Raw genomic sequence first — 25,186 nt, 5'->3', positions numbered from 1 at the left:
TGCGCCGCGCGTCGTTCATCACACGCACAGATCGCTGTAGCACTTCAAACCGCTGCACAATTTTTTTCTTAATTCCTTTCCGGTTTAAGGAATTATGCGGTAGCAGGCAGACTGAACTGGAGAACAGACGGTGACAAAACCGCGCCCGAGCCTCGAAAAACCGACACTCGACAAATACCTGGACAAGGTCACCCTCACCGAGCAAGCGACGCACCATGTCCTGCGGCCATGGGCCGGTGTCGGTCTCGGGCTTCTGTTCATGCTGGTCAGCGTGATTTTTGCCGCGGCTTACGTCTCCGAAGAGCCCAAATATCTGATCATCCTCGCTGCCGCCGCGGTCGCTGGTTACATGGCCATGAACATCGGCGCCAATGACGTGACCAACAATGTCGGCGCGGCTGTGGGATCGAAGGCGATCACCATGACGACGGCATTGATCATCGCTGCCATCTTCGAGATTGCCGGCGCCGTGTTCGCTGGCGGGCGCGTTGTTTCTACCATCGAGGCCGGTATCGTCGATGCAGCACAGATGCCCTCCGGCGGGACATTCGTCTGGGTGATGATGGCAGCGCTGATTTCGGCGGCCGTGTGGATCAACATCGCGACCTGGTCCGGCGCACCGATTTCAACCACCCACTCGATCGTCGGCAGTATTCTCGGCTCCGGCGTTGCAGCGGCCGGCTTCTCCTCGATCCACTGGGTATCGCTGGCGGGAATAACCGCAAGCTGGACAGTTTCGCCAATCCTTGGCGGCGGGATTGCCGCCCTGCTTTTGGCGTTCATCAAGACCTTCATCATCTACCGTGAAGACAAGATCGACGCGGCCATTTTCTGGACGCCCATCCTGATTGCCGTGATGACCGGCGCGTTCGCCACGTATTTTGCTGTCATCGGCCTCGAAAAGGCAGTGAACGTCTCGCTGACGAGCGGCATTCTGATCGGCCTGGCAGTCGCCGCGGTGACGGTCATTGCCAGCAGGCCGTGGATCGTCCGCCAGGCTCAGGGGCTCGACAACCGCAACCAGTCGCTGCGCAAGCTGTTCCAGATGCCGCTGATCCTGTCGGCGGCGCTTCTCTCCTTTGCACATGGCGCAAACGACGTCTCGAATGCCGTCGGGCCGCTTTCGGCGATCGTCGCAAACGTCAATGGCCTCGCCATCGTGAAGACCACCTATGTGCCGCTGTGGGTGATGCTGATCGGGGCATTCGGCATCTCCTGCGGCCTGCTGCTGTTCGGGCCGAAGCTCATCCGCGTCGTCGGCGAGGAGATCACCAAGCTCAATCCGATGCGCGCCTTCTGCGTTGCTTTAGCGACGGCGATCACCGTCATCCTGGCGACATCGCTCGGCCTGCCCGTCTCGACCACGCACACTGCGGTCGGCGCGGTTTTCGGCATCGGCTTCTTCCGGGAATGGTTCACCCGCAACTCCAAGCGGCGCCTGGAGTACGTGCGTCAGAAGACCGGGCACCTGGACTTCGAGCGGCGCGTACAGCACAGCCCGGAAGAATTGCACCGGCGCCGTCTGGTGCGGCGTTCGCACTTCATGACAATCGTTGCGGCCTGGGTTATCACCGTTCCGGTTTCGGCGCTCTTGTCGGCGGCGGTCTACATGGTTTTCGCGGTATTCTTCATCTAGCGCCTCGTACGATAAATGAGGCGCATTCTGTTGTCTCAAATCGGCCGATCCGCTAGAAGCGATGGCGCGGAGCGATGCCGACCCATCGGTCAAGCCATCCGACGCAGTGGGCGGCCGATTTCAGGCAACAGAATGTGCCTCATTTATAGTACGAGTCTCTAGGGTCTGATCTATGCGCGCCAATTTCCGCATGCAGCGGCTTTTCATCGACGTGCCGCTCGCAAAGGGCACGATCTACGAAGCCAGCCGGGAGCAATTCAACTATCTCGTCAATGTGCTGCGGTTCGAGGCAGGCGATGCCGTGCTCGTCTTCAACGGGCAGGACGGCGAATGGCAGGCTGAGCTGTCATTTCCGACCAAGAAGCGGCTTTTCCTCACGGCCACCGAACAGGCCCGCCCGCAGCCGGCACCGTGCGACCTGCATTATCTGTTTGCACCGCTCAAAGTCGGCAGGCTCGATTATCTGGTGCAGAAGGCCGTGGAGATGGGCGCCGGCCTGCTCCAGCCGGTGATGACCCAGCATGTTCAGGGCAAGATCAGCAATCTCGAGCGGGTCCGGGCCAATGTCATAGAGGCCGCCGAGCAATGCGGGGTTCTCGGAATTCCGGATGTCACCGAGCCGCGCAAGCTGGAAGACATTCTGAACGGCTGGCCGAACGACCGCCGGATCATCTTTTGCGACGAGGGCGATGCCGGGCAAAATCCTCTGCCGGTTCTGGCAGCGGTGAAAGAACGCAAACTGGCGCTCTTGATCGGCCCCGAGGGCGGTTTTTCGGAGAGCGAACGGTCTCTGCTGCGCAGTCTTGATTTCGTCACCGCCATTCCGCTCGGACCGCGGATTCTAAGGGCGGATACGGCGGCCGTGGCAGCGATGGCGGTGATCCAGGCATCGATTGGCGACTGGCAGTAGGAAGGACAGCGCCGCGCCCCGTTCATGACGCGCAAAGGCCGCTGTAGCACTTTAAATTTGCTGCATAATTTTTCCTGGAATCGATTCCGGCCTTAAGAATTAGGCAGTAAGGAACTTACGTCATTTCGAGGTGTTAAAAATTTGAACCGGCCTTGAAACAATTTCACTTGCACCACACTTGAAACCGGTTCAATCACCCTCCTGATGTCTGCCGTCCGGCAGGTTCCGCCCGTTCAAAAGAAGACGCCCATGGCCAGAGACACCACCGACCAGACGCCGGTTACCGCGCTTGCAGACCTGACCGAGTATCTGGCTCAGGGCAACAAGCCGAAGGATAAGTTCCGCATCGGCACGGAGCATGAGAAGTTCGCCTTCTTCAAGGCCGACAACAGCCCGGTTCCCTATTTTGGCGAAGCGAGCATCTCGGCCCTTCTGAACGGCATGGCGGAAAAGACCGGCTGGGAGCCGATCATCGACGCCGGCAACATCATCGGCCTCGCCGAACAGTCCGGTCAGGGCGCCATCTCGCTGGAACCCGGCGGGCAATTCGAGTTATCGGGCGCGCCGCTCGAAAACCTGCACCAGACCTGCAAGGAATCCAACCGCCACCTGGCGGTGCTGCGCGAAATCGCCGAGCCGCTCGGCATCCGCTTCCTCGGCATCGGCGGCTCGCCGAAATGGACGCTGGCGGAAACGCCGCGCATGCCGAAATCGCGCTACGACATCATGAGCCGCTACATGCCGAAGGTCGGCACGCAGGGCCTCGACATGATGTATCGCACCTGCACGATCCAGGTGAACCTTGACTTCTCGTCCGAACAGGACATGCGCCGCAAGATGCAGGTGTCGCTCAAGCTGCAGCCGCTGTCGACGGCGCTGTTTGCAAGCTCCCCCTTTACCGACGGCAAGCCGAACGGGCTCCTGTCCTGGCGCGGCGATATCTGGCGCGATACCGACAACCAGCGCGCCGGCGTTCTGCCCGCGGTCTTCAACGCGGATTTCGGGTTCGAGGACTACGTCAAATGGGCGCTCGACGTGCCGATGTATTTCGTCGTGCGCGACGGCAAGTATCACGACTGCACGCATGTGACCTTCCGCCAGTTCATGAACGGCGCGCTGAAGGGCGAGCTTGCCGACTGGGAGCCCAATATGGGCGACTGGACCAACCATCTCTCAACGCTGTTTCCGGATGTGCGCCTCAAGCGCTTCCTGGAAATGCGCGGCGCCGACGGCGGTCCATGGCGGCGCATCTGTGCGCTGCCGGCCTTCTGGGTCGGCCTGCTCTATGACGACGCAGCGCTCGACGCCGCCGAAGACCTGACCCGCGACTGGACCTATGAAGACACACTTGCCATGCGCAATGCGGTCCCGGCACAGGGCCTTTCGGCCACGCATCGCGGCATCTCCCTGTTCGATGTTGCCCGCGAAGTGCTGTCGATTTCCCGGCTTGGCCTCAAAAACCGCAACCGGCTGAACGGCGACGAGGTGGATGAAAGCATCTTCCTTGCCCCGCTCGACGAAGTGCTGGCCAAGAAGGCGACGCTCGCCGAAGACCTTCTGGCGCTTTACAAAGGACGCTGGAACGGATCGGTCGAGCCGGTGTTTGCCGACTACCAATACTAGGCTTTGCCCCAACCGACAAAAAGCAGTTTCCACCTGTCTTATTCCCGTTATAGTGCAACGACATGCGTCGTTTCGCCTGCAGGAGAGGACTGGACATGATTCCGCTGTTTGACATGATGATGCAGGCGCAGAACGGCAATGCCATGGACGTGATGGCCAAGCAGTTCGGCCTCGCGCAGGAACAGATGGCCAAGGCGACGGCAGCGCTGATGCCGGCCTTTTCCACCGCGCTCAAGCGCAACACCGCCAATCCCTATGATTTCAGCAGTTTCCTCACCGCCATGTCGAGCGGCACCTACGCCCAATATTTCGAGGATCTGAGCAAGGCGTTTACGCCCCAGGGCGTGGCTGACGGCAATACCGTTCTCAACCAGCTTTTCGGCTCCAAGGATATGCTGCAGGCCGTCTCTGCACAGGCGGCCCAGATGACCGGTATCGGCCAGGAAATCTACAAGCAGATGCTGCCGGTGATGGCGAGTGCCATCATGGGCGGACTGTTCAAGCAGGCCTCGGGACAGATGGGCGGGATGCAGAACCCGTTTGCCAACACGCCGATGGAAGCGATGATGAAGCCGTGGCTCGAAGCCTCCGGTTTCATCAAGAAACCGCAGCCCGCACCAAATCCGTTCGACAATCCCTTCACGCAGGCGATGCAGGGCTTTTTCGGCATGGGAAAGCCGGAGGAAAAACAGCAGACGGCACCCGACATGTTTGCGGCCAACCCCTTCGTCAAGGCGTTTCAGGACATGATGAGCGGAAAGCCGCAGGCGGCGCCGGAACCGGAAAAAAAGCCCGCCGACGCCAATCCGATGGCGCCCTTTACCGAGATGTTCAACAGCATGTTCGACAGCGGGCTGGAAGCGCAGAAGGAATATCAAAAGAGCATCGACGGTCTGTTCGAGACGTATCGCAAAAACACGAGCGTTTGATCGAAGGGTGTCGTTGCTATTGGAGATACTGAGGCTCGGCTCGGAAAGCCGGCATCACCGGCCGGCCACAACAGATTGCCCCTTTCCCCCGGCCGGGGTTCCCCTCCGCTTCTTCAGGTAAGGCCGGTTCAGGCTAGGGGCGCAAGACACCCCAAGCTTGTCTTCCTCCTGCGTCTGCGTTCGTGGAATCTTTTAATTTGGACGCAGCCGAAGGGAGACTATTTCAGCTTGAATGAATCCGCGCTGCACGCACCGAGTGAATTGGGATTATACTTGTGCCAGTCGTCGATGCTCAGCATGCCAACGCGAACGGTTCCTTCGCCAATGGTATCGCTTGAATCCCTGATGGTTACCCACCGAATCGGTTTATCACACAGGCCGCTACCCTTGTTCAGCGAGAAAAACTCGTCGGCGTTTAGCACCTGGTAAACGTCGCCGCTGAATTCCGTATCAGTATCGCTATCGCTTTTCCGCTCGCCCGAGTATTGCAGCTTCATTTCCCCTTTCATTAAGGAAAAGTGTGCTGATGCGCGGCTGAGCCTCATTGTTTCCCCCAATGATGCTGACGTACCATTGGACACAGCGAAATAGGCGCGGGGGCTGTCAGTTGGCATTGCTATCCCAGCCGATTGGGCAACAGCACCATGTGCCATGAACGCACCCAGCGAAGCCGCAGCAAATAAGCTTGTCAAATGTCGGTTGCATGTCATGGAAGCCCACCCTTAACATTGCAGATGCGTCCTTTTTCCACCTGAAAGGCAGTGGCAGAGCGGGAACGGATGTTCAATCCTTCGCCCCAGGCAGGCGGCCATACGATGGGCTTTGCTCAAGCAATGAACGCACTGTCGGGCGGACACCAGACTGGTTACCCGATTGCCTACATGTTTGGCCCGCCGGGCAGTCTCGGTCTGATAATGCTGGCGCGATCTGCTGCGCATCGCTGGGATCGCCGACCTTGAGTGCCCGCTTCGGCCGCGCGGCATCCTCGGCGAAAACGCCTGTCCACCCCGTGAAAACGGCGATCGCCGCAGTGGCAAGAAACAACACCCTCATGGCTCCCTCCATACGCGTATTTGTACGCCCGATGCAATCGCGTGTCGAGGCAGGAATGGCGCATCAGAACAAATGCCGGCGTTCGGCTTCGGTGCAGCTTCGCGACATCAACCTCCCCCCTGCACTTCAGATGAATGCGGGGGCGACTAGCCCGGGATAAAAAGCCCAAAGGGGCGCGGCATGACCTCAGTTGGCGCGTAACTCTTGATCAATCGTTGCGGCAATGAAAGCCTGTCGGGCCTGTTCGGGCGTCATCTTCCGTTCCATCGCCAGACGACAGCACCGTGCGGCGTTCGCACAGATGTTGCTGTTCGGGCTGACCATGTGCCGGCTCAAGATTTCAAAGCCCTGAAGCGGACCACATACCTTCTTCTCGATGCCACCGCGAAGCTTGACGGTCACCGGTTGCCACTCAATTTCAGTTGGATTGCAGATTTCAATCGGGTGCATTTTGCTTCTCCCGTCGTCGTTCCGTGCGCGAAACGAAGGACGAGGGAATTTGTTCCCTGCACACTCGTCCGTCATCCGCGGACCGGCGCGATATCCAGCGCAATCGGGTGGGTGGCCAAGTCCGTTTCGTCCGTTACGCCGCTTCGGAACAAACCCAGGAGCTGGCTTGCGACCATCTGCCCATCAATGCTGTCCGGCCGAATATTCAGTTCCTTGCAGCGAGCATCGATTGCGCGGCTCAATTTCTCCAAATCGTCAGAATCGAGAAAGTCCAACATGTTCTCACTCCCGAGTGAAACCACATCATGGGCAGAATATTGGGAGTTTCCTTCGGCAGCGCAAGATGTGGAGAATGTAAGAGTGCGTCCGTCCCTCATGGATCGCGCGGCGTAAATGCCGACCCCGAGCCCTGGCCAGGGGAGAAGACGGTGGACAGGCAAATGAGGCTCGTCGCAGACACCTCAAGCCCCCAAAAAAGAAAAAGCCCGGTACCGGTCTTGGGAACCGGACACCGGGCAAGCAGCAGGGCAATTGGCTCTAACCCTGCGGGGAACGGTAACGCGCAGAGGCGGCTGCGCGTCCCTGTTGCGCGGGAACGTTTTTCAACGTCTGAGGCACGCAACAAAACTTTTAAGCTGCTGCGCCGTTCCGAGACCTTTCGGACCTCAGCCTGCGCAGCGAATGCATGCGTCAATCGAGGCGCGCATTCCGGTAAAACGTGTTCGCCCGATTGCGGGACGCCTGCGTCAGGTGGCGGCCCGGATCGTCGAAGAACGGCGACGTCATCGCCTCGCGCACTTCATGGCGGCAGAGCCCCATGTCGAGCAGCTGATGATCATCGAGATCCTGCAGGCTACCGATGGCATTTCGGTTTCGCAGCAGGCGCCATACCGACATCAGCACGCCCGTCAGCCCCGTCTGGCGGGATGTCGCGGACAGCTTCCCGGTGAGGGTGAGGTCAAGTGCGTGATCGGTCGTGCGCATGATGCTTACTCCTTTTTCAGGGCACGAAGCGACCCTTCCCCCGCAGGGAGGTCGGCGCGGGGGTTGGGTCGAAACTGTGTTGGTGGACCGGCAGTGCAATTGGCGCGCCGGAGTGGTCTTGAATGCGATTTGCCAGACCAAATTCGCAAATCCTTATTGATCAGTCCAACGAATGTTTCTAATGATATTCATCAAACAATTTTATGAGTGCTCTTTTTTGAGGACCAGGATCATGTCCGCACCACTCGATATCGACCAATTGCAGACCTTCGTGGCCATCGCCGATACCGGCAGTTTCACCAAGGCTGCCGATCGTGTTTTCAAGACACAATCGGCCGTCTCGATGCAGATGCGCCGGCTGGAGGAGCGCATCGGCAAGCAGCTTTTCGCCAAGGATGGCCGCGGTAATCGGCTGACGACGGAAGGCGACCGGCTGCTCAATTTCGCCCGGCGGATGATCCGCCTCAACAATGAGGCAATCGCCTCCTTCGACGACAACCGGCTGGAAGGCACGCTTCGGATCGGCACGCCCGACGACTATGCCGACCGCTACATGCCGGAAATCATCGTCCGTTTTGCCAAGACCCATCCGAATGTCGAGCTCTTCATCGTCTGCGAGCCCTCGGTGGACCTCGCCGAGAAAATGGCCAAGGGCGACCTCGACATCGCATTGGTGACGCACAATCCGCGCGCCCGCGCATCCGACGTGGTGCGAACCGAGCCGCTCTGCTGGGTAAGCTCGATCAACCATCCCCTGCCGGAAAATGCACCGGTACCGCTCGCCGTCGGCAAACGCGACTGCGCCTGGCGGCAGGCCGCCTGTTCGGCGCTCGATGCCACCGGCAAGGAATACCAGATCCTGTTCACCAGCTGGTCGTCCACCGTGGTGGCCGCGGCGGTGCTCGCCGGCATGGCCGTTTCCGTCCTGCCGGAATCCGCGCTGCGCACCGGCATGAAGGTTCTCACTCAGGCGGATGGTTTTCCGGCACTCGCTCCGGTGCAGATCGGCATCATGAAACGGCCGGGCCTTTCGCCCTCGCTGTCGAACGCGATCACCAATCACATCACCGCCTGTCTCGACAACATCACGCCGACGACCAGCACCGATGATCTCGATGGCGACATGAAGAATTTTCCGCGTTACCCGCGGCTGCGCCAGAGCCATATGCTGCCCGGCTGGTAAGCGCCCACCAAATGGACAAGCAAAAAGGCCGTGCTCCCTTCGGAGGCGCGGCCTCTTTGTATCTGCTAAAATTGATACCCGGCCATGAAACGCGGCCGTAAAAATCGACTGCAATATAGTCTCACTATGCGCCACCCCAAAAGGAGCTGCGGGGAATATATACGCTAATTTGAATATAGGCCCAAGAGGCCGAAATGGACCATTTTTGGGGAGATCACACGCCAATTAAGCCATGGTTAACGCCAAAAATGCCTTTTCCGGGCCGTTCAATGGAGAAACCGGGCTCTTTCCAGAGCCCGGTTCATTAAATCCCGACGTTACGTTGCCCAGCCGGCACCGCTCAAGCCGGATCAGACGAGGTCGAACCGGTCGGCGTTCATCACCTTGTTCCACGCGGCGGCGAAGTCGCGGACGAATTTGCCCTTTGCATCGTTCTGGCCGTAAACTTCGGCAAGCGCCCGGAGCTGGGAATTCGAGCCGAAGACGAGATCGACGCGGGTAGCGGTCCACTTCAGTTCGCCCGTTGCGCGGTCACGCCCCTCGAAGACTTCCTTGTTCTCGGAGGCCGCCTTCCACACCGTGCCCATGTCGAGCAGGTTGACGAAGAAGTCGTTGGTCAGCGTTCCCGGACGCTGGGTGAAGACGCCGTGCTGGGACTGGCCGTGGTTGGCGTTCAGCGCCCGCAGGCCGCCGACAAGAACCGTCATTTCCGGCGCGGTGAGCGTCAGAAGCTGTGCCTTGTCGATCAACAGTTCCTCGGCCGATACCGTGAAGCTCACCTTCTGATAGTTGCGGAAACCGTCCGAAACCGGCTCCAGCACCGAGAAGGATTCGACATCGGTCTGTTCCTGCGACGCATCGGTACGGCCGGGCGTGAAGGGAACCGAAATATCATGGCCGGCATCCTTTGCTGCCTTTTCGACGGCAGCAGTACCAGCCAGCACGATCAGGTCGGCGAGAGAAACCTTCTTGCCGCCCGTCTGGGCATTGTTGAAGTCCGTCTGAATGCCTTCCAGCGCGGCCAGAACGGTGCCGAGTTGATCCGGCTGGTTGACTTCCCAATTCTTCTGCGGCGACAGGCGGACGCGCGCGCCGTTGGCACCGCCGCGCTTGTCCGAGCCGCGGAAGGTCGAGGCCGACGCCCAGGCGGTCGAAACAAGCTGGGAAACCGACAGGCCCGAGCCAAGTACCTTCTCCTTGAGGCCGGCAATATCGGCGGCATCGACCAGCGCATGATTGACGGCCGGGATGGGGTCCTGCCAGATCAGGTCTTCGCTCGGGACTTCCGGACCGAGATAACGGACCTTCGGACCCATGTCGCGGTGGGTCAGCTTGAACCAGGCGCGGGCGAAGGCATCGGCGAGCTGATCCGGGTTCTCGTAGAAGCGGCGCGAGATCTTCTCGTAGGCCGGATCGACCCGCAGCGCGAGGTCGCTGGTCAGCATCGATGGCGCATGGCGCTTGGAGGCATCAAAGGCATCCGGCACCGAGCCGGCACCCATGCCATGCTTCGGGGTCCACTGATGCGCACCGGCCGGGCTCTTGGTCAGCTCCCATTCATAGCCGAACAGGTTCCAGAAGTAGTTGTTGCTCCACCGCGTCGGCGTCGAGGTCCAGGTGACTTCCAAGCCACTGGAGATCGTATCGGCACCCCGGCCGCTGCCGTAGCTGCTGGCCCAGCCGAGACCCTGTTGCTCGATATCGGCTCCCTCCGGCTCCGGGCCGACATGGGCCGCATCGCCGGCGCCATGGGTCTTGCCGAAGGTGTGACCGCCGGCAATGAGAGCGACGGTTTCTTCGTCGTCCATGGCCATGCGGGCGAAGGTTTCGCGGATGTCGCGGGCGGAGGCCAGCGGGTCCGGATTGCCGTTCGGGCCTTCCGGGTTCACATAGATCAGCCCCATCTGCACGGCTGCCAGCGGGTTTTCCAGGTCACGGTCGCCGCTATAGCGCTTGTCGTCCAGCCATGTGCGCTCAGTGCCCCAATAGATATCCTCCTCGGGTTCCCAGACGTCGGCACGACCACCGCCGAAGCCGAAGGTCTTGAAGCCCATCGATTCCAGCGCGCAGTTGCCGGCCAGGATCAGAAGGTCCGCCCAGGAGAGCGCGTTGCCGTATTTTTGCTTGATCGGCCAGAGAAGGCGGCGGGCCTTGTCGAGATTGACGTTGTCAGGCCAGCTGTTGAGCGGCGCGAAGCGCTGGGTACCGGACGATGCACCGCCACGGCCATCGCCGGTGCGATAGGTGCCGGCGCTATGCCAGGCCATGCGGATGAAGAAGGGGCCGTAATGGCCGAAATCGGCCGGCCACCAGTCCTTGGAATCCGTCATCAGGGCAAAGAGGTCCTGCTTGACTGCGGCGAGATCCAGCGTCTTGAACGCCTCGGCGTAATCGAAGCCGGTGCCCATCGGATCGGAGAGTGCCGAATTCTGGTGGAGAATCTTGAGGTTGAGCTGATTGGGCCACCATTCGCGGTTCGAAGTCCCCTCGCCCGAGTTGCTGGTGAGCGACCCGTGCATGACCGGACATTTGCCCGTTTTATCGACTTTGGCGTCCATTTCTGCCTCCTGTTTGAAATGCAATTTCATTGGTTCCGCCGCAACATCCTCCATCTACTTCATAATTTCCAATTGTATTTAATGAGAATATCGATAGGATAAACCTATCATGATCACCATTCGCCAAATGCGTTATTTCGATGCGCTCGCCAGCGCCCGGCATTTCGGACGGGCCGCCCAGATGGTCAATGTCAGCCAGCCGGCGCTGTCGGCGCAGATCGCCGAAATGGAACGCGAACTCAGCGTCAAGCTGGTGGAGCGCGGCAAGGGTCTGACGCTTTTGACGCGCGAGGGCGAGGCGCTTTTGCCGGAAGTGCGCAAGCTGCTTGGCGGCATCGATCAGCTCTATCAACAGGCTCGGCAGGTCACCGGGGTTCTGGAAGGCAAACACCGGCTGGGGATCATCCCGACCGTCGCCCCCTATCTCGTGCCCGTGCTCATTCCGCTGGTGCGCGAGCGCTATCCCAACCTGCAGATCGAGCTGAAGGAGCTCCTGACCGGCCCCTGCCTCGACGAGCTGCGCCACGGCCGGCTCGACAGCGTCATCGTTGCGCTTCCGATCGACGAGGAGAACCTGTCGAGTTCACTGTTGTTCGAGGACCGGTTCCTGATTGCCAGCACCGAGGATGAAAACACCATCCTGATGTCGCCGATGACCGAGGACAAGGTCGATGTCGAGCGGCTGCTTCTGCTTGAGGAAGGCCATTGCCTGCGCGATCATGCGCTCGCCGTCTGCGGCATCCACTCCGGCCGGCGCGTTGCCAATTACGGGGCGACCTCGATGGCCACCCTGTTGCAGATGGTCAGCCACGGCATGGGCATCACGCTGATCCCGGAGATCGCCGTCAACGACGAAAAGACCCGCAACCGCATGCGGATCGTTCCCTTTGCCGAGCCGCAGCCGTCGCGCAAGATCGGCCTTGTCTGGCGCACGCGCAGCGGCCGCCAGAACGATCAGCATGCGCTGGCCAGCCTGATTTCGGAAGCCGCCAAACGGTTGCTGCAATAGGTCATACCAAGTCTCGATGATCGAGACCTGGTATCAGACGACCTTGGCCTTCAGGAACTCCACCGTCCGCCCCCAAGCCAGATCGGCGGCTGCCTTGTCGTAGCGGGCCGCCGAGGTGTCGTTGTTGAAGGCGTGATTGACGCCATCGTAGATGTGGATGGTGAAGTCCTTGCCGTTGTCGGTCAGCGCTTTTTTATAGGCGTCAATGCCGGCGTTGATGCGGTCGTCGAGACCGGCATAGTGCAGGAGCAGCGCCGCCTTGATCTTCGGCACGTCTGCGGCCGGCGGCTGGGCGCCGTAATAGGCAACACCGGCTTTCAGGTCGGGGGAGGCAACGGCCAGCTTGTTGACCAGACCGCCGCCCCAGCAGAACCCGATGGCGCCGGCCTTGCCGGTGGTGAGGTCATTGCCCTCCAGATAAGTGACGGTCGCAACCGCATTGTCGACCGTCTGCTTGCCATCGAGCGCGCCGATCATTTCGCGGGCCTTGTCCTCGTCGGCAGGAGTGCCGCCAGCGGGCGACAGGAAATCCGGGGCAAGCGCAACGAAACCTTCCAGCGCCATGCGGCGGGCGACGTCCTTGATATGCGGGTTGAGACCGCGGTTCTCATGGATGACGATGACGGCGGGCAGCTTGCCGGACGCATCGGCGGGGCGCACCAGATAGCCCTTCATGTCTGCGCCGGCGCCGGGATAGGTGACATCCTCGGCTTTGACGCGCGGGTCCGCTTCCGGGATCATTTCAGCCTGCGCGCCATTGGCGGCGAGCAGCGGCGCGATCGCAGCCGCAGTTGCTGCCGACCCCGTCAGCGCCGTCAGCTTGCGCATGAAGGCGCGGCGGTCGAGGCTCAGATGGGTGTACTCGTCATAGGCATTGATCATCGCCTGGGTGATCTGCGGCGTTTCCATACTTTCCTCCTGACGCGTGCGCCATCACGCCCCAAGGACATGCAGGCGCTGTGATGGCGTTTGGTTCATGTCACGTTCTCACCGTGACCGGCCGAGGAAACAAATCTGTGTCAGTTGCCGCGTAAGGCAATGACTACACCGTAAATTGACGCAAACGTGATCCGGCCATGTAGAGCACGGCCGGATCAGGTGCTGATTATTGCATATACCAGCCGTGGCTGACGACAAGCGACTGGCCGGTGAGCGCATTGGTCTCGAAACCGGCAAACAACAGCGCCACTTCCGCGACATCCTCGACCGTGGTGAATTCGGTATCGACCGTGCCGCCGAGCATCACCTTCTTGACGACCTCGTCTTCCGAGATGCCAAGCGCCTTTGCCTGTTCCGGAATCTGCTTTTCAACCAGCGGCGTCTTTACGAACCCCGGGCAGATGACGTTGGCACGCACACCGTCCGGCCCACCCTCCTTGGCGACGACCCGGGCAAGGCCGAGCAGGCCGTGCTTGGCGGTGACATAGGCCGACTTCAGCGGCGAGGCCTCGTGCGAATGCACCGAACCCATATAGATGATCGCCCCGCCCTTCTGCGCCTTCATGTGCGGAACGCAGGCCTTGGTGGTCAGGAAGGCGCCATCGAGATGGATGGCGAGCATCTTTTTCCAGTCGGAAAAGGCGTAGTCCTCGATCTTGTTGACGATCTGGATGCCGGCATTGGAGACGAGGACATCCACCCTGCCCCACTTTGCCACGACGGCGGCGACGCCGGTATTGACCGCGTCTTCGCTGGTCACGTCCATCGCAAGACCAATCGCCTCGCCCGGGCCCATTGCGGTCAAGTCCTTGGCCGTGGCTTCGGCCGCTTCAAGCTTGAGGTCAGCGATGACGACCTTGGCGCCTTCCGACACGTATTTCCTGGCGATCGCGAGGCCAATGCCGCTGGCCGAGCCGGTGACGATGCAGACCTTGTCCTTGAGTTTCATGGTTTTAACTCCCTATTTTGCAAGATAATCATGGACCACTTCGCCGAGGCCCAGCGTCAGGTCGGAGAGGATGTGGACGGCGGATTTGACTTCCAGCACCGGCAGGTCGGCGACCGGCGCCAGCGCATGCGGAAACAGCGCCAACGCGCCCGGACCTTCCCAGGCGCCCTTCACCGTCAGGTCTTCGAGATAATAGCGGACCAGCTCGCAGATGCGCGGCGTGCAATCGACATGCGGAATGATCTTCAGCATGAAATTCGGCTGCTTCAGGCTTTCGAGGATTTTCGCCTTGTCGAGCGTGCGGTGCTTGAAACCCATCGTGGCGGTCGCCACCCGCTGGCCGCCGTAATCGAGCGTACCGACCAGTGCGTCCTTGACCGGCGTCAGCGACGGCTCGGCGAGCTTCTTTGGAAAACCCCAGATCTCGCGGCCACCGGCGATCGGCGCGTCGTCATTCAGATACATCGAGTGCACATAGCCGCCGTGCACGCCGTTATAGGTGACCGGGATGACCTGGCCGGACTCGGTATAATCGCCAAAGCCGGTGGAATCCGGCATGCGGATGAATTCGTATTTTACCAGCGGCTCGTCGAACTGAAGCGGTTCCGGCACCACCCGGCGCAGGGCTTCCGGATCGGTGCGATAGGTGATGATCATGTATTCGCGGTTGACGAACCGGTATGGTCCCGGCGGATAGGACGGACTGGTCAGCGGCATGGCGAAGGCATTGCGAACGACATCTTCAATTTTCATGGCTTTTTCCCACGCAGGCGTTGCTCGGCAAGATCGAAAACCCGTATCCCGTTGGTCGGGCGCGTGCGGTTTAGCCAATCCGGATGGCTCAGCGTCTCGACCACATCGTCATGCCCGGCCTTCCAGTGCTCCTCCACGGACAGCCGCGAGAACTCATAGTCCTTGGACCCGCTTTCATAGGCCTTATGCCGATAGATCAGGTGCACCATCGTGACGGCGCAGTCATTGCCGATCTTTTCGAGAAGCCGCGCGTCCGGATCATCCTTCAGCTCTGGCGGCAGCTTTTCCATCAGCCGCTTGGCCGCCATGCGCACCGACTGAAGTTTGCGGAACTGATCGGTGTTGAGCCGGGTGCGGCTGGAAAAGCGGATTTCCTTTTCCCGCGCCTCGACATCGAAAAGGTCCCTCGGCAAGGGCCCCTTGGCACTGAACAGATCGACCTGGAAGATGCACAGATCGGTTTCCAGCTCCTGTCCGGAAAGCACCCGCTGCAACGGCGTGTTGGAAACGATGCCGCCGTCCCAATAGAAACGGCCGTCGATCTCGACCGGCGCAAAGCCCGGCGGCAAAGCGCCGGAGGCGGCGACATGCTTGACCGAAAAGGCGCAGTGATTGTTGTCGAAGTAATTGAAATTGCCGCTCATGACATCGACGGCACCGAGGCTCAGCCGGATGGCGCCTGAATTGATCAGGTCGAAATCCACCAGGCCGGCAAGCGTTTCCTCCAGCGGTGTCGTGTCATAAAGGCTGATTGCCGCCATCGGATCGCCGGGAATTTTCCACGGCGCAAAAACGCGCGGCGTGAAAAAGCCGGGAACACCGGTCAACGAGCCGAGAAAGGCGGAGGATTCGTTGAACCACTTGCGCATGGCATTGCCATTGCCGTGAAAATGACCCGGCAGTCCTGACGAAACCCGGTGCCAGAAAGTGCGCAGATTATCGACGCGCTGATCGACGGGGCTGCCGGCAATGATCGCGGAGTTGATCGAGCCGATGGAAATGCCGGCCAGCCAATCCGGCCGGACGCCGGCTTCATGCAACGCCTCGTAGGCCCCTGCCTGATAGGCGCCGAGAGCACCGCCGCCCTGAAATACCAGAACGGTCTTCTCTGTGGGTATGCTCACTGGATGCTTTCCTTCGGACGATTGCACCTGCGAAGAGACAACGGCTGGAAGGTTGTCCGGTTCCGCCTTCGCAGATTAGGTTTCGGTAGCGTGGAAAGGCTATTGAGAGGCGGTATGTTCGGTTAATTCAATTGGTTGACATGGACGCTACGTTTCTTTTCGCGCCGTTGGAGCCGGATGATAGTCCGGTCTTGTGCACTGCGCAATGCAAGACAATGTGACAGCCGCAGCCATCAAATACCGGCCAGATGGATCGCGAAAAGCAACCACAGACTGAAATTGAGGACGAACCCGGTCACGAAGAGACGCTGGCGTATCTGCAACCTGTTGGACGTGACATGCACATAGGCATGCGCGCAGCGGCTAAGCACGAAGAGCCAAGCAAGGGCAAGCGCGGCATAGTTCACACCAGCAGTCAGATGCAACAGCACGCAGACGAGGAAGAAAAGGACCGGCAGCTCGAACTGGTTGATGAGGCTGCGGGCGACGGTGGCGCTGGGCTCCGGCTCGATGGCAGGAACCCAGAAATCCGATGCCTTGGCGGTCCCGGCGCGCATGGCGCTGTTGCGGCGTTTCAACATCAGGAAATAGATGAGATGGATCAACGCGACCTGCGCGATGACCGGCCAGAAGATTGCAGTCGAAATGGGCATGATCACTCCGTCTTTTCGAACCCCGCTTGATCTATAGCGGGCCAGCGTGAAATCCAGAACGGTTCGCCACTACGCCGCAGCGCGCTCCTTGCTTGACAGCCGTTTTACGAATGAACGATGTTCGCTTAAGCCTCAACGAGAAAGAACCGTATGTCCGAACAGCATGCTTCCGTCGCTCCGCTGCCCACCCATCATGCTGCTGCGATGCGCGGACGCGATCCGCACGAACACCACCGGGTCGCGACACCGCTCGAGCTTCTGTTCGACCTTACCTTCGTCATCGCCTTTGGTATTGCCGGGTCGCAGCTCGCCCATCTGCTTGCGGAAGGCCATTACGCGGCCGGGATGACGGGCTTTGGTTTGGCGATGTTCGCCGTCTGCTGGGCGTGGGTGAACTTCTCCTGGTTCGCCTCCGCCTTCGACACCGACGACTGGATCTACCGGCTGACCACAATGGTGCAGATGGTCGGTGTGCTGATCCTTGCGCTCGGCCTGCCGCAGATGTTCGAATCCATCGACAAGGGCGCACATGTCGATAACGGCATCATGGTGCTCGGTTATGTCATCATGCGGGTGGCGATGATTTTTCAGTGGCTGCGTGCCGCACGGCAAACGCCCGACCGGCGCGCCGCCTGCCTGTCCTACGCGACGGCAATATCCATTGCCCAGATCGGCTGGATCGTGCTGATCTTCATCGACATGCCGCTCCTGCCGACATGTCTTTGCGCCGCCATGCTCATCCTCATCGAAATGGCCGGCCCCGTCATCGCCGAACGCAGAGGCGGTGGCACACCGTGGCATGCGCATCACATCGCCGAACGGTACGGCCTTTTGGCGATCATCACACTTGGCGAAGGCGTGGTCGGAACAGTGGCCTCGATCTCGGCTATCGTCGGGGAGCAGGGATGGAACCTCGACGCCGTCCTCATCTGCGTTGCCGGCACCGGCCTTACCTTTGGCATGTGGTGGCTGTATTTCCTGCTGCCGTCCGGCCAGATCCTGCATCACTTCCGCAACCGGGCCTTTGTCTGGGGGTACGGTCACATGCTGATCTTTGCATCAATCGCCGCAACCGGCGCGGGCCTGCATGTGGCGGCCTATTATATCGAGCACAAGGCGCATATCGGCGCCGTTGCCGCCGTGCTGGCCGTAGCCATTCCCGTCGGCGCCTATATCCTGCTGATCTTTGCCCACTACGTCTATCTCCTGCGCAGAATGGAAGCCTTCTATCTCTGGCTTCTGGCCGGCGCTGGCATCCTGCTGGTGCTGCCGGTCATTGCAGCCTCCGTGGGCGTCAGCATGACTGTCTGCCTCACAGTGCTGATGCTGGCGCCGCTCGTCCCGGTCATCGGTTATGAGGCAAAGGGGCATCGCTATGGCAACCGGGCGCTGGCTCGCGCGCTCGGTTCCTCGAATTAGAAAACGAAAAGGCGGCGAAAATCTTTCCGCCGCCTTTTCAATCACAAACCCTGACCGCATGCGGTCAACGGGACAGTCACGCTTACATCGAGCCGGGATAGTTCGGGCTTTCGCGGGTGATCGTCACGTCGTGGGCGTGGCTTTCACGCAGGCCCGCACCGGAGATGCGCACGAAGGTGGCGCGCTCCTGAAAGTCCTTGATGGTCTTGCCGCCGACATAACCCATCGATGCCTTCAGGCCGCCGGCCAGCTGATGCAGGACGCCGGAGACCGGACCCTTGTACGGCACCTGGCCTTCGATGCCTTCAGGAACCAGCTTGAGCGTGTCGCGCACTTCCGCCTGGAAGTAACGGTCTGCCGAGCCGCGCGCCATGGCGCCGACGGACCCCATGCCGCGATAGGCCTTGAACGAGCGGCCCTGGTAGAGGAACACTTCGCCCGGGCTCTCGTCGGTGCCGGCAAGCAGCGAGCCGATCATGCAGGCAGACGCGCCAGCGGCAATCGCCTTGGCCAGATCGCCCGAGAACTTGATGCCGCCATCGGCGATAACCGGGATATTGGCTGCCTGGGCTGCCTCGACCGCTGCCATGATGGCTGCAAGCTGCGGCACGCCGACGCCGGCAACGATGCGGGTGGTGCAGATCGAGCCCGGGCCGATACCGACCTTGACGGCATCCGCCCCGGCATCGATCAGCGCCTTGGTGCCACCGGCGGTGGCGACGTTGCCGGCCATGATGCGAACCGAGTTCGACATGGTCTTGACCTTGGTCACCGCATCGAGAACGCGCTGCGAATGGCCATGGGCGGTATCTACCACGATCAGGTCGACACCGGCATCGATCAGCCGCTCGGCCCGCTCGATACCGTCATCACCGACGCTGATGGCGGCAGCGGCGCGCAGACGGCCCTGCGCATCCTTCGAGGCGTTCGGGTTGAGCTGCGACTTTTCGATGTCCTTGACGGTGATCAGACCGACGCAACGGCCGTCGCCATCGATGACCAGGAGCTTCTCGATACGATGGGTGTGAAGGAGGCGCTTGGCTTCCTGCTGCTCGACATTTTCCGTCACCGTGATCAGGTTGTCGCGGGTCATCAGTTCATAGATCTTCTGGCCCGGATCAGATGCAAAGCGCACATCGCGATTGGTCAGGATGCCGACGAGGCGGCCTGGAATTTTGCCGGTTGCGTTCTCGACGACCGGAATGCCGGAGATCGAATACATCTTCATCAGCGCCAGGGCGTCGGCCAGCGTCGCGTCAGGGCCGATGGTCACCGGGTTGACGACCATGCCGCTTTCGAACTTCTTGACCTGGCGGACCTGCTCGGCCTGTTCGATCGGGGTCAGGTTGCGGTGGATGACGCCGATACCGCCGGCCTGCGCCATGGCAATCGCCAGACGCCCTTCGGTGACCGTATCCATCGCGGACGAGAGGATCGGCAGGTTGAGATCGATATCCTGGGCGATGCGGGTGGCGATATTCGTCTGCCCCGGCATGACTTCGGAATGTCCGGGTTGCAGAAGAACGTCGTCGAAGGTCAGTGCCTCCAAACCGGTTGCCGTTTCGATGATGCGCGCCATGGCCAAATCCCTTCAGTAAAAGGTGTTCTCCCCGCACAGTTGGACAACAGTGCGGCGGGAGACTCGCCACGCTCAAGCGGGCGAGAGTTTCTTGGAAGTTGGCGAGGGCTGGTAACACGGATATGACGGGTTGGAAATAGCAAAAGCCCGGCAAGTGTGCCGGACCGGCCAAGATTCTTTTCGCAAATGCGATATCAGGTTTCGAACTGGCAGGTTTCCGGCAGGCAACTTCTAGGGTCTTGACAGGATAGGCCTGCCGGATTCACACGGTTGTGATTGCAAAGTGAGCCCCCGGATCGCGACTTTTGCCGCAGTAGTCCACTATTTCCGGCGCTCCGCCATACCGCGCAAGGCCGTTCGCATGAATCGCATCGTTCCGATGATCCTCGCCGTCGCTCTGTTCATGGAGCAGATGGACTCGACCGTCATTGCCACGTCGCTGCCGGCGATCGCCCATGACCTCGGCGTCGGGCCGATCACGCTGAAGCTGGCGCTGACCTCCTACATGGTATCGCTGGCGATTTTCATTCCGCTCAGCGGCTGGATGGCCGACCGGTTCGGCGCCAAACGGGTCTTTCGCGCCGCTATCCTGGTTTTTATCGCCGGCTCGATCCTCTGCGCCTTTGCCGGCAGCGTGCTTGGCTTCGTCGTCTCGCGCTTCCTGCAAGGCATGGGCGGCGCGATGATGACGCCGGTGGCGCGCCTCGTGCTGGTGCGTTCGACGCAGCGCAGCGAACTGGTCGGCGCCATGGCGCTGCTCACCATCCCCGCACTCGTCGGGCCGCTCGCGGGCCCGCCGCTCGGCGGCTTCATCACCACCTATTTCTCCTGGCACTGGATCTTTCTCATCAATGTGCCGGTCGGGGTTCTCGGCTACATCCTGTCCGGTATCTACCTGCCGGAGATCAAGAGCGACGCACCGCCGCCGATCGACATCAAGGGTTTTTTCCTCAGCGCCATCGCCGCATCCGGCACGATGTTCGGCCTGTCGGTGATGAGCCTGCCGGCGCTGCCGCCGCAGGCCGGGGCTGCAGCCGTCATCATCGGCGTCATCTGCGCCATCCTCTACGTCCGTCACGCGCGGCGCCATCCGGCCCCGCTGCTCGATCTCAACCTGTTCAAGGACAGTGCATTCCGGGCCGCTGCCATCGGCGGCACGCTGTTTCGCATCTCGATCGGCGCGGTCCCCTTCCTGATGCCGCTGATGCTGCAGGTCGGCTTCGGCCTGACACCGTTTCAGTCCGGCATGATCACCTTTGTCGGTGCCGTCGGGGCGTTGACGACGAAGTTCTTTGCCAAGCGCGTGCTGATCTTCGCCGGTTTCCGCACGACGCTGATCTTTGCCTGCATCGCCGGCACGATCCTGACCTTCATCAACGGCCTGTTCACCCCGGCAACGCCCTACGCCGTGATGATGTTCATCCTGCTGCTCGCCGGTTTTGCCCGCTCGTTCTTCTTCACCAGTGTCAACGCGCTGGCTTTCGCCGACATCCCGGACAGGCAAGCCAGCAAGGCGACATCGATGACCGCCGTCTTGCAGCAGATGAGCCTGGCGCTCGGCGTTGCCGTTGCCGGCGCGATCCTCGAGATCGAGACGACGCTGACGGGATCGAAACTGGAACTGCACGACTTCCAGATCGCCTTCATGCTGATTTCCGCCATCACCCTGTCGGCGGTCATTCCGCTGATCGGCATGTCGAAGACGGCAGGCGCATCCGTGTCCGGTCACCGGATGCGGACGGATCCGGAAGCCGAGACGATTGCCGTCAAATAGCGATGGAATGACCTATTCCGGCCGCTCGCAAACCGCCGACAGCTTGTTGCCATCGGGATCCCGGACATAAGCCGCGTAGAAATGGGGGTGAAACGGCCGCAAGCCCGGCGCGCCCTCGTCGCTGCCGCCATGGGCAAGTGCGGCCTCATAGAAAGCATCGACCACGGCGCGGCTTTCCGCTTCGAGCGCGACCATCGACCCATTGCCGATCGTCGCGGCATTGCGGTCATAGGGCGTGACCACCCAGAGCCGGCAGCGCGTATCGCTTTCGGCGCCATAGCCGATCTCGACATCGTCTTGCTGGCGGCGTTTCAACCCAAGCGGCGCCAGCGCAGCATCATAAAACAGCTGCGCCCGGCCAAGATCGTTGCTGCCGATGGTCACGTAGAGAAGCATGTTTCACTCGGCCTCGACCGCGTCCCGCTCGTCCACCACATCCCTGTCATCGATTTCGGTCTCGCTGTCATAGAGCGAGCGGGCACCGGGCTTGCGGCCCTTGAAGCCCTTGGCAAGCAGGAACATCTCGACCGATTCGGCCCGCGACGCCGCCGGCTTCACATGGATAACCTGTTTGAAATTCTGCTTCAAAAGCGTCAAAAGCTCCCGCTCTGCACCGCCCTGGAAAGTCTTGGCCAGGAAATGCCCCCCCTCCGCCAAAACGTCGATGGCGAAATAGGCAGCGACTTCGCACAGGTGCATGGTGCGGATATGGTCGGTCTGGCGATGGCCGGTCGTCGGTGCGGCCATGTCGGACAGCACCAAATCCGGCGTGCCGCCGAGCGCCGTCATCAGCTTTTCCGGCGCCGTCGGATCGAGGAAGTCCAGCTGCAGGATGTGGACGCCCGCCAGCGGATCGAGCTCGAGAAAATCGATCGCAACGACCTTGGGCTCGGCATCGGTCGAGTTCGTCACCTTGGCGGCGATCTGCGACCAGCTGCCGGGGGCAGCGCCCAGATCGATGATGCGCTTGGCGCCGGAAAGGATCTTGTGCTTCTCGTCGATCTCCAAAAGCTTGAACGCAGCGCGGGCGCGATAGCCTTCGAGCTGCGCGCGCTGCACATAGGGATCGTTGATATGCCGCTCGATCCAGCGCCGCGACGACGCCTTCAGCTTGCCTTTTTTGACCTTCTGGCCAAGCTTGCGCCCGGTGCGGTTTCCGCCGATCGGGGGTTTGCTCATTGTGTATTTCCTTCTTGGGAACCATACGGGCCACGCACCGGCCGGCGGGCGCGGCCGCGCCGCCAGACGCCATCATCGGCCATCATATCGGTCAAAAGCCCCTCGCGCAGGCCGCGATCGGCGACACGCATGCGCTCCGATGGCCAGCGGCGGCGAATGGCTTCGAGAATGGCGCATCCGGCCAGAACCAGATCGGCCCGGTCCGGTCCGATGCAGGGATTGGCGGCACGCGCGGTGAAATCCCAGGACAAGAGACGCGCCTGCATGGCCGAGACCTCGTCGTCCGACAGCCACAGACCATCGACCTTGCGGCGGTCGTAGCGCGGCAGGTCGAGATGGACGCCAGCCAGCGTCGTCACCGTCCCGGAGGTGCCGATCAGGTGAAAACCATTCTCGTCGCCGGGATTTTCCAAAGTGTGGATGGCCGGGCAATCGAAATTGGACAACATGCCCTGAACCTCGAGCACCATGGCTTCAAAACTTGCCGGCGAGACATCCTGGCCGCCATGCCGTTCCGACAGCGTCACGACGCCGACCGGCAGCGATGTCCAGTGGGTGATGTGATTGGCAAGCCGGCTCGACCGGTTCTCGCCGATCTTGATGACGGCAATCTCCGAGGAGCCGCCGCCGATATCGAACAGCACCACCGATTTCGTTTCGCGCCCGACCAGCGACGAGCAGCCGGAGACGGCAAGCCGGGCCTCGGTCTCGCGGTTGATGATCTCGAGTTCCAGGCCGGTCTCGGCCAGCACGCGCTCAAGGAAAGCCTCGCCGTTTTCGGCGGCACGGGCAGCCTCGGTGGCAATCAGCCGGGTCTTGCGGATATCGCGGTTCTTCAGCTTGGCGGCGCAGACCTTCAGGGCCTCGATCGAGCGGTCCATCGCATCTGGCGACAGGCGACCGGACGCGCCGAGCCCCTCGCCAAGCCGGACGATGCGCGAAAAGGCATCGACGACCCGGAACTGGCCGGGACGGGTCGGCTGCGCAATCAGAAGGCGGCAATTGTTGGTGCCAAGATCGAGCGCCGCATAGAGCGGCGAGCCCGAATCAGACCCGTGCGCGTATGCTTGGCCACTGCCGCGCCGCTCATGACCGTGAGGGCTGGCATGAGCGTGAGAGCCGGGCGATGGCCTATCGTCCGCACGGGCACCGGAGGCCGTCGCCGCAGGCTGCGGCCGGGCGGCATCGGCAGCCGGTCTCGGCTTGTCGCTGACGGCGAGCGGGCGTCCCTGCAGGCTGCGGCGCTGCCGGTGCTTCTTGCTGCGTTTCTGGCTGGAATTGTCTGGGCCTGGAGCGCCAGCCGCCCTTTGAACGGCGGCATCGGCAACCGTTCCGGATGCAGCAGACTGCTGTGCCTGGCCGGACTTGGAACGGCGCCTACGTTTGCGCTTGCGCACCGGTTCTCCGGTGGCATCTGTCACTTCGGGACGCCGTGTTTCTCCGTTGCCAACGGAGGAACTGGCATTCGCAGAGGCATTGCGCGACGGTTTACCCCGTCTGCGCTTGCCCTTGCCGGAACGGGGCGGTGACTGCCCGTCGTTGCGGCCTGCTGCCGACGCCCCGGAAACGGACGGCTGTTCGCCGTGGTCGGGGTCTCTCACGTGTCTGTCCATTGCGCCGCGCGGAACGATAGCCGCTCAAGGCGCTCTCTTGATTTTCGTTGGATGGACTTTACCAGTGCCACCCCAAATCGCCAAATTCTTTTTGCACACCACGCGGGCCCAGCCGATCGCGCACCTTTCACGGCCGCCGCTCAAGAGTTTTTGCCGGTCGCTGCGGATTTTTTGCCAAAATCTATTGCATCCCCCGATCTTTTGTTTATAAGCCCGCCTCACCGGCTGGGCACAAACATCGCCCACGCAGTTTTGGGGAATAGGTTAACGGTAGACCCACGGACTCTGACTCCGTTAGTCCTGGTTCGAATCCAGGTTCCCCAGCCAATTCTCCCTAAAAGCCCTTAATTCCTTGATTTTCCAGTCGTGCCGGATCCCGTTTTGGCATCATTGGCGACCTGATGCCCAGAACTGTAGCCCAAAGGTGATGCCCACGCCGATCGAGCGCGATGGCAGAGCCCTCGGGTATAGACATGGCCCGCATAACGTCCGGGATGTGCTGGCGACCCATATCCTGAAGCAAACCGGCTCATACGAACAGGCGAGCTACGCCATCCAGGATACGGCGGACATGGTGGCCAAGCACTACGGCCGTTTCCTTCCACAGGACAAGGCGGCACTGGCCCATGCCGTCGGTGATTTGACCGAGCAGGGATCGCCGGCGTTCGAGGCTGCCATTCCGATCTTGTCCCAGCTTCTCAAGGCGGAGACCGCGGAGCGCGAAGTCCGATCAACGGCTTATCAGCTCAAAACCGCACGCTTCCCGGCCTACCGTGATCTGAATGGCTTTGACTTCGCCAGTAGCGAGATCAACGAGGCGCTCGTGCAGCAGCTTCATCGCTGCGACTTCCTCGACGACGCCAACAACC

General features: G+C 61.0%; 23 protein-coding genes and 1 tRNA gene. 10 read left to right on the top strand and 14 right to left on the bottom strand.

Annotation, left to right across the window (positions count from 1 at the left end):
• Window positions 1–130: 130 nt before the first annotated feature.
• The 4 genes from AC1D17_RS15960 (at window position 131) to AC1D17_RS15945 (ending at window position 5,098) form a co-directional block, all read left to right on the top strand.
• Window positions 131–1,636, top strand: a complete 1,506-nt coding sequence (locus AC1D17_RS15960; RefSeq protein WP_477566355.1) for an inorganic phosphate transporter — start codon at window positions 131–133, stop codon at window positions 1,634–1,636.
• 172 nt (window positions 1,637–1,808) lie between these two features.
• Entirely contained in the window at window positions 1,809–2,546 is a 738-nt protein-coding gene (locus AC1D17_RS15955) for a 16S rRNA (uracil(1498)-N(3))-methyltransferase (RefSeq protein WP_477566354.1), read from the top strand.
• 249 nt (window positions 2,547–2,795) lie between these two features.
• Complete coding sequence (locus AC1D17_RS15950) at window positions 2,796–4,169, top strand: glutamate--cysteine ligase (protein WP_477566353.1); 1,374 nt, start codon at window positions 2,796–2,798, stop codon at window positions 4,167–4,169.
• Between the two features lie 95 nt (window positions 4,170–4,264).
• Window positions 4,265–5,098, top strand: coding sequence for a DUF937 domain-containing protein (locus tag AC1D17_RS15945; RefSeq protein WP_477566352.1), 834 nt, complete (start codon window positions 4,265–4,267; stop codon window positions 5,096–5,098).
• Window positions 5,099–5,316: 218 nt separating this feature from the next.
• On the opposite strand, the gene AC1D17_RS15940 is transcribed toward AC1D17_RS15945, so the two are convergent.
• The 4 genes from AC1D17_RS15940 to AC1D17_RS15925 form a co-directional block, all read right to left on the bottom strand.
• Window positions 5,317–5,751: a hypothetical protein gene (locus AC1D17_RS15940; protein ID WP_477566351.1), complete on the bottom strand. Its 435-nt coding sequence runs from the start codon at window positions 5,749–5,751 to the stop codon at window positions 5,317–5,319.
• Window positions 5,752–6,337: 586 nt separating this feature from the next.
• The gene (locus AC1D17_RS15935) at window positions 6,338–6,601 is read right to left on the bottom strand and encodes a DUF982 domain-containing protein (RefSeq protein ID WP_477566350.1); all 264 of its coding nucleotides are present in this window, start codon (window positions 6,599–6,601) and stop codon (window positions 6,338–6,340) included.
• A 71-nt stretch (window positions 6,602–6,672) separates the two neighbouring features.
• Entirely contained in the window at window positions 6,673–6,879 is a 207-nt protein-coding gene (locus tag AC1D17_RS15930) for a hypothetical protein (RefSeq protein WP_477566349.1), read from the bottom strand.
• A gap of 412 nt (window positions 6,880–7,291) precedes the next feature.
• Complete coding sequence (locus tag AC1D17_RS15925; RefSeq protein ID WP_477566348.1) at window positions 7,292–7,585, bottom strand: DUF1127 domain-containing protein; 294 nt, start codon at window positions 7,583–7,585, stop codon at window positions 7,292–7,294.
• A gap of 232 nt (window positions 7,586–7,817) precedes the next feature.
• Between AC1D17_RS15925 and AC1D17_RS15920 the strand changes: the two genes are divergently transcribed.
• Window positions 7,818–8,768 carry a LysR substrate-binding domain-containing protein gene (locus AC1D17_RS15920; protein WP_477566347.1) on the top strand — a complete coding sequence of 317 codons (951 nt, stop codon included), beginning with the start codon at window positions 7,818–7,820 and terminating at the stop codon, window positions 8,766–8,768.
• A gap of 350 nt (window positions 8,769–9,118) precedes the next feature.
• Here the strand turns inward: AC1D17_RS15920 and katG are convergent, their stop codons facing one another.
• Window positions 9,119–11,326, bottom strand: coding sequence for a catalase/peroxidase HPI (gene katG, locus AC1D17_RS15915; protein WP_477566346.1), 2,208 nt, complete (start codon window positions 11,324–11,326; stop codon window positions 9,119–9,121).
• Between the two features lie 109 nt (window positions 11,327–11,435).
• Here katG and AC1D17_RS15910 point away from each other — a divergent pair, with 109 nt between their 5' ends.
• Entirely contained in the window at window positions 11,436–12,335 is a 900-nt protein-coding gene (locus tag AC1D17_RS15910; RefSeq protein ID WP_477566345.1) for a hydrogen peroxide-inducible genes activator, read from the top strand.
• 33 nt (window positions 12,336–12,368) lie between these two features.
• Here AC1D17_RS15910 and AC1D17_RS15905 read toward each other — a convergent pair whose 3' ends face one another.
• From AC1D17_RS15905 to AC1D17_RS15885, 5 genes are all read right to left on the bottom strand, one after another.
• Window positions 12,369–13,244: a dienelactone hydrolase family protein gene (locus AC1D17_RS15905; RefSeq protein WP_477566344.1), complete on the bottom strand. Its 876-nt coding sequence runs from the start codon at window positions 13,242–13,244 to the stop codon at window positions 12,369–12,371.
• 196 nt (window positions 13,245–13,440) lie between these two features.
• The gene (locus tag AC1D17_RS15900; RefSeq protein ID WP_477566343.1) at window positions 13,441–14,223 is read right to left on the bottom strand and encodes a 3-hydroxybutyrate dehydrogenase; all 783 of its coding nucleotides are present in this window, start codon (window positions 14,221–14,223) and stop codon (window positions 13,441–13,443) included.
• A 12-nt stretch (window positions 14,224–14,235) separates the two neighbouring features.
• Window positions 14,236–14,976, bottom strand: coding sequence for an acetoacetate decarboxylase (locus AC1D17_RS15895; protein ID WP_477566342.1), 741 nt, complete (start codon window positions 14,974–14,976; stop codon window positions 14,236–14,238).
• Complete coding sequence (locus tag AC1D17_RS15890) at window positions 14,973–16,100, bottom strand: DUF3734 domain-containing protein (RefSeq protein ID WP_477566341.1); 1,128 nt, start codon at window positions 16,098–16,100, stop codon at window positions 14,973–14,975. Before AC1D17_RS15890 ends, AC1D17_RS15895 begins: the two co-directional genes overlap by 4 nt.
• 233 nt (window positions 16,101–16,333) lie before the next feature.
• Window positions 16,334–16,753, bottom strand: coding sequence for an MAPEG family protein (locus AC1D17_RS15885; RefSeq protein WP_477566340.1), 420 nt, complete (start codon window positions 16,751–16,753; stop codon window positions 16,334–16,336).
• Between the two features lie 150 nt (window positions 16,754–16,903).
• Here AC1D17_RS15885 and AC1D17_RS15880 point away from each other — a divergent pair, with 150 nt between their 5' ends.
• On the top strand, window positions 16,904–18,172 hold the full coding sequence (locus tag AC1D17_RS15880; RefSeq protein WP_477566339.1) for a low temperature requirement protein A: 1,269 nt from the start codon (window positions 16,904–16,906) through the stop codon (window positions 18,170–18,172).
• An 82-nt stretch (window positions 18,173–18,254) separates the two neighbouring features.
• On the opposite strand, the gene guaB is transcribed toward AC1D17_RS15880, so the two are convergent.
• Window positions 18,255–19,751 (bottom strand): IMP dehydrogenase, encoded by a 1,497-nt coding sequence (gene guaB / locus AC1D17_RS15875; protein ID WP_477566338.1) that lies wholly within the window; start codon window positions 19,749–19,751, stop codon window positions 18,255–18,257.
• A 361-nt stretch (window positions 19,752–20,112) separates the two neighbouring features.
• Between guaB and AC1D17_RS15870 the strand changes: the two genes are divergently transcribed.
• Window positions 20,113–21,525, top strand: coding sequence for a DHA2 family efflux MFS transporter permease subunit (locus AC1D17_RS15870; RefSeq protein WP_477566337.1), 1,413 nt, complete (start codon window positions 20,113–20,115; stop codon window positions 21,523–21,525).
• A gap of 12 nt (window positions 21,526–21,537) precedes the next feature.
• Here AC1D17_RS15870 and AC1D17_RS15865 read toward each other — a convergent pair whose 3' ends face one another.
• From AC1D17_RS15865 to AC1D17_RS15855, 3 genes are read right to left on the bottom strand one after another with little or no spacing between them, the layout of a single operon-like run.
• Window positions 21,538–21,921, bottom strand: coding sequence for a VOC family protein (locus AC1D17_RS15865; protein WP_477566336.1), 384 nt, complete (start codon window positions 21,919–21,921; stop codon window positions 21,538–21,540).
• A gap of 3 nt (window positions 21,922–21,924) precedes the next feature.
• Complete coding sequence (locus AC1D17_RS15860) at window positions 21,925–22,704, bottom strand: RlmE family RNA methyltransferase (protein ID WP_264222276.1); 780 nt, start codon at window positions 22,702–22,704, stop codon at window positions 21,925–21,927.
• Window positions 22,701–24,305: a Ppx/GppA phosphatase family protein gene (locus AC1D17_RS15855; protein WP_477566335.1), complete on the bottom strand. Its 1,605-nt coding sequence runs from the start codon at window positions 24,303–24,305 to the stop codon at window positions 22,701–22,703. The genes AC1D17_RS15860 and AC1D17_RS15855 overlap by 4 nt, the downstream gene beginning before the upstream one ends.
• A 265-nt stretch (window positions 24,306–24,570) precedes the next feature.
• Between AC1D17_RS15855 and AC1D17_RS15850 the strand changes: the two genes are divergently transcribed.
• Window positions 24,571–24,644, top strand: a tRNA-Gln gene (locus AC1D17_RS15850).
• 244 nt (window positions 24,645–24,888) lie between these two features.
• Window positions 24,889–25,186 (top strand): ATP-binding protein (locus tag AC1D17_RS15845; protein ID WP_477566417.1); only part of this gene is annotated, 298 nt, incomplete at its 3' end.

The organism is Pararhizobium sp. P1_E7 (assembly GCF_056405855.1).
This window is presented reverse-complemented; position numbering and strand designations above follow the sequence as displayed.

Bases quoted from the DNA above. Each gene is read 5' to 3' on its own strand.
- AC1D17_RS15925 (WP_477566348.1), bottom strand. From the start codon at position 7,585: ATGCGCACGACCGATCACGCACTTGACCTCACCCTCACCGGGAAGCTG.
- AC1D17_RS15870 (WP_477566337.1), top strand. From the start codon at position 20,113: ATGAATCGCATCGTTCCGATGATCCTCGCCGTCGCTCTGTTCATGGAG.
- AC1D17_RS15940 (WP_477566351.1), bottom strand. From the start codon at position 5,751: ATGGCACATGGTGCTGTTGCCCAATCGGCTGGGATAGCAATGCCAACT.
- AC1D17_RS15900 (WP_477566343.1), bottom strand. From the start codon at position 14,223: ATGAAACTCAAGGACAAGGTCTGCATCGTCACCGGCTCGGCCAGCGGC.
- AC1D17_RS15865 (WP_477566336.1), bottom strand. From the start codon at position 21,921: ATGCTTCTCTACGTGACCATCGGCAGCAACGATCTTGGCCGGGCGCAG.
- AC1D17_RS15885 (WP_477566340.1), bottom strand. From the start codon at position 16,753: ATGCCCATTTCGACTGCAATCTTCTGGCCGGTCATCGCGCAGGTCGCG.
- AC1D17_RS15895 (WP_477566342.1), bottom strand. From the start codon at position 14,976: ATGAAAATTGAAGATGTCGTTCGCAATGCCTTCGCCATGCCGCTGACC.
- AC1D17_RS15935 (WP_477566350.1), bottom strand. From the start codon at position 6,601: ATGCACCCGATTGAAATCTGCAATCCAACTGAAATTGAGTGGCAACCG.
- AC1D17_RS15910 (WP_477566345.1), top strand. From the start codon at position 11,436: ATGATCACCATTCGCCAAATGCGTTATTTCGATGCGCTCGCCAGCGCC.
- AC1D17_RS15880 (WP_477566339.1), top strand. From the start codon at position 16,904: ATGTCCGAACAGCATGCTTCCGTCGCTCCGCTGCCCACCCATCATGCT.
- AC1D17_RS15920 (WP_477566347.1), top strand. From the start codon at position 7,818: ATGTCCGCACCACTCGATATCGACCAATTGCAGACCTTCGTGGCCATC.
- katG (WP_477566346.1), bottom strand. From the start codon at position 11,326: ATGGACGCCAAAGTCGATAAAACGGGCAAATGTCCGGTCATGCACGGG.
- guaB (WP_477566338.1), bottom strand. From the start codon at position 19,751: ATGGCGCGCATCATCGAAACGGCAACCGGTTTGGAGGCACTGACCTTC.
- AC1D17_RS15950 (WP_477566353.1), top strand. From the start codon at position 2,796: ATGGCCAGAGACACCACCGACCAGACGCCGGTTACCGCGCTTGCAGAC.
- AC1D17_RS15905 (WP_477566344.1), bottom strand. From the start codon at position 13,244: ATGGAAACGCCGCAGATCACCCAGGCGATGATCAATGCCTATGACGAG.
- AC1D17_RS15945 (WP_477566352.1), top strand. From the start codon at position 4,265: ATGATTCCGCTGTTTGACATGATGATGCAGGCGCAGAACGGCAATGCC.
- AC1D17_RS15930 (WP_477566349.1), bottom strand. From the start codon at position 6,879: ATGTTGGACTTTCTCGATTCTGACGATTTGGAGAAATTGAGCCGCGCA.
- AC1D17_RS15860 (WP_264222276.1), bottom strand. From the start codon at position 22,704: ATGAGCAAACCCCCGATCGGCGGAAACCGCACCGGGCGCAAGCTTGGC.
- AC1D17_RS15955 (WP_477566354.1), top strand. From the start codon at position 1,809: ATGCGCGCCAATTTCCGCATGCAGCGGCTTTTCATCGACGTGCCGCTC.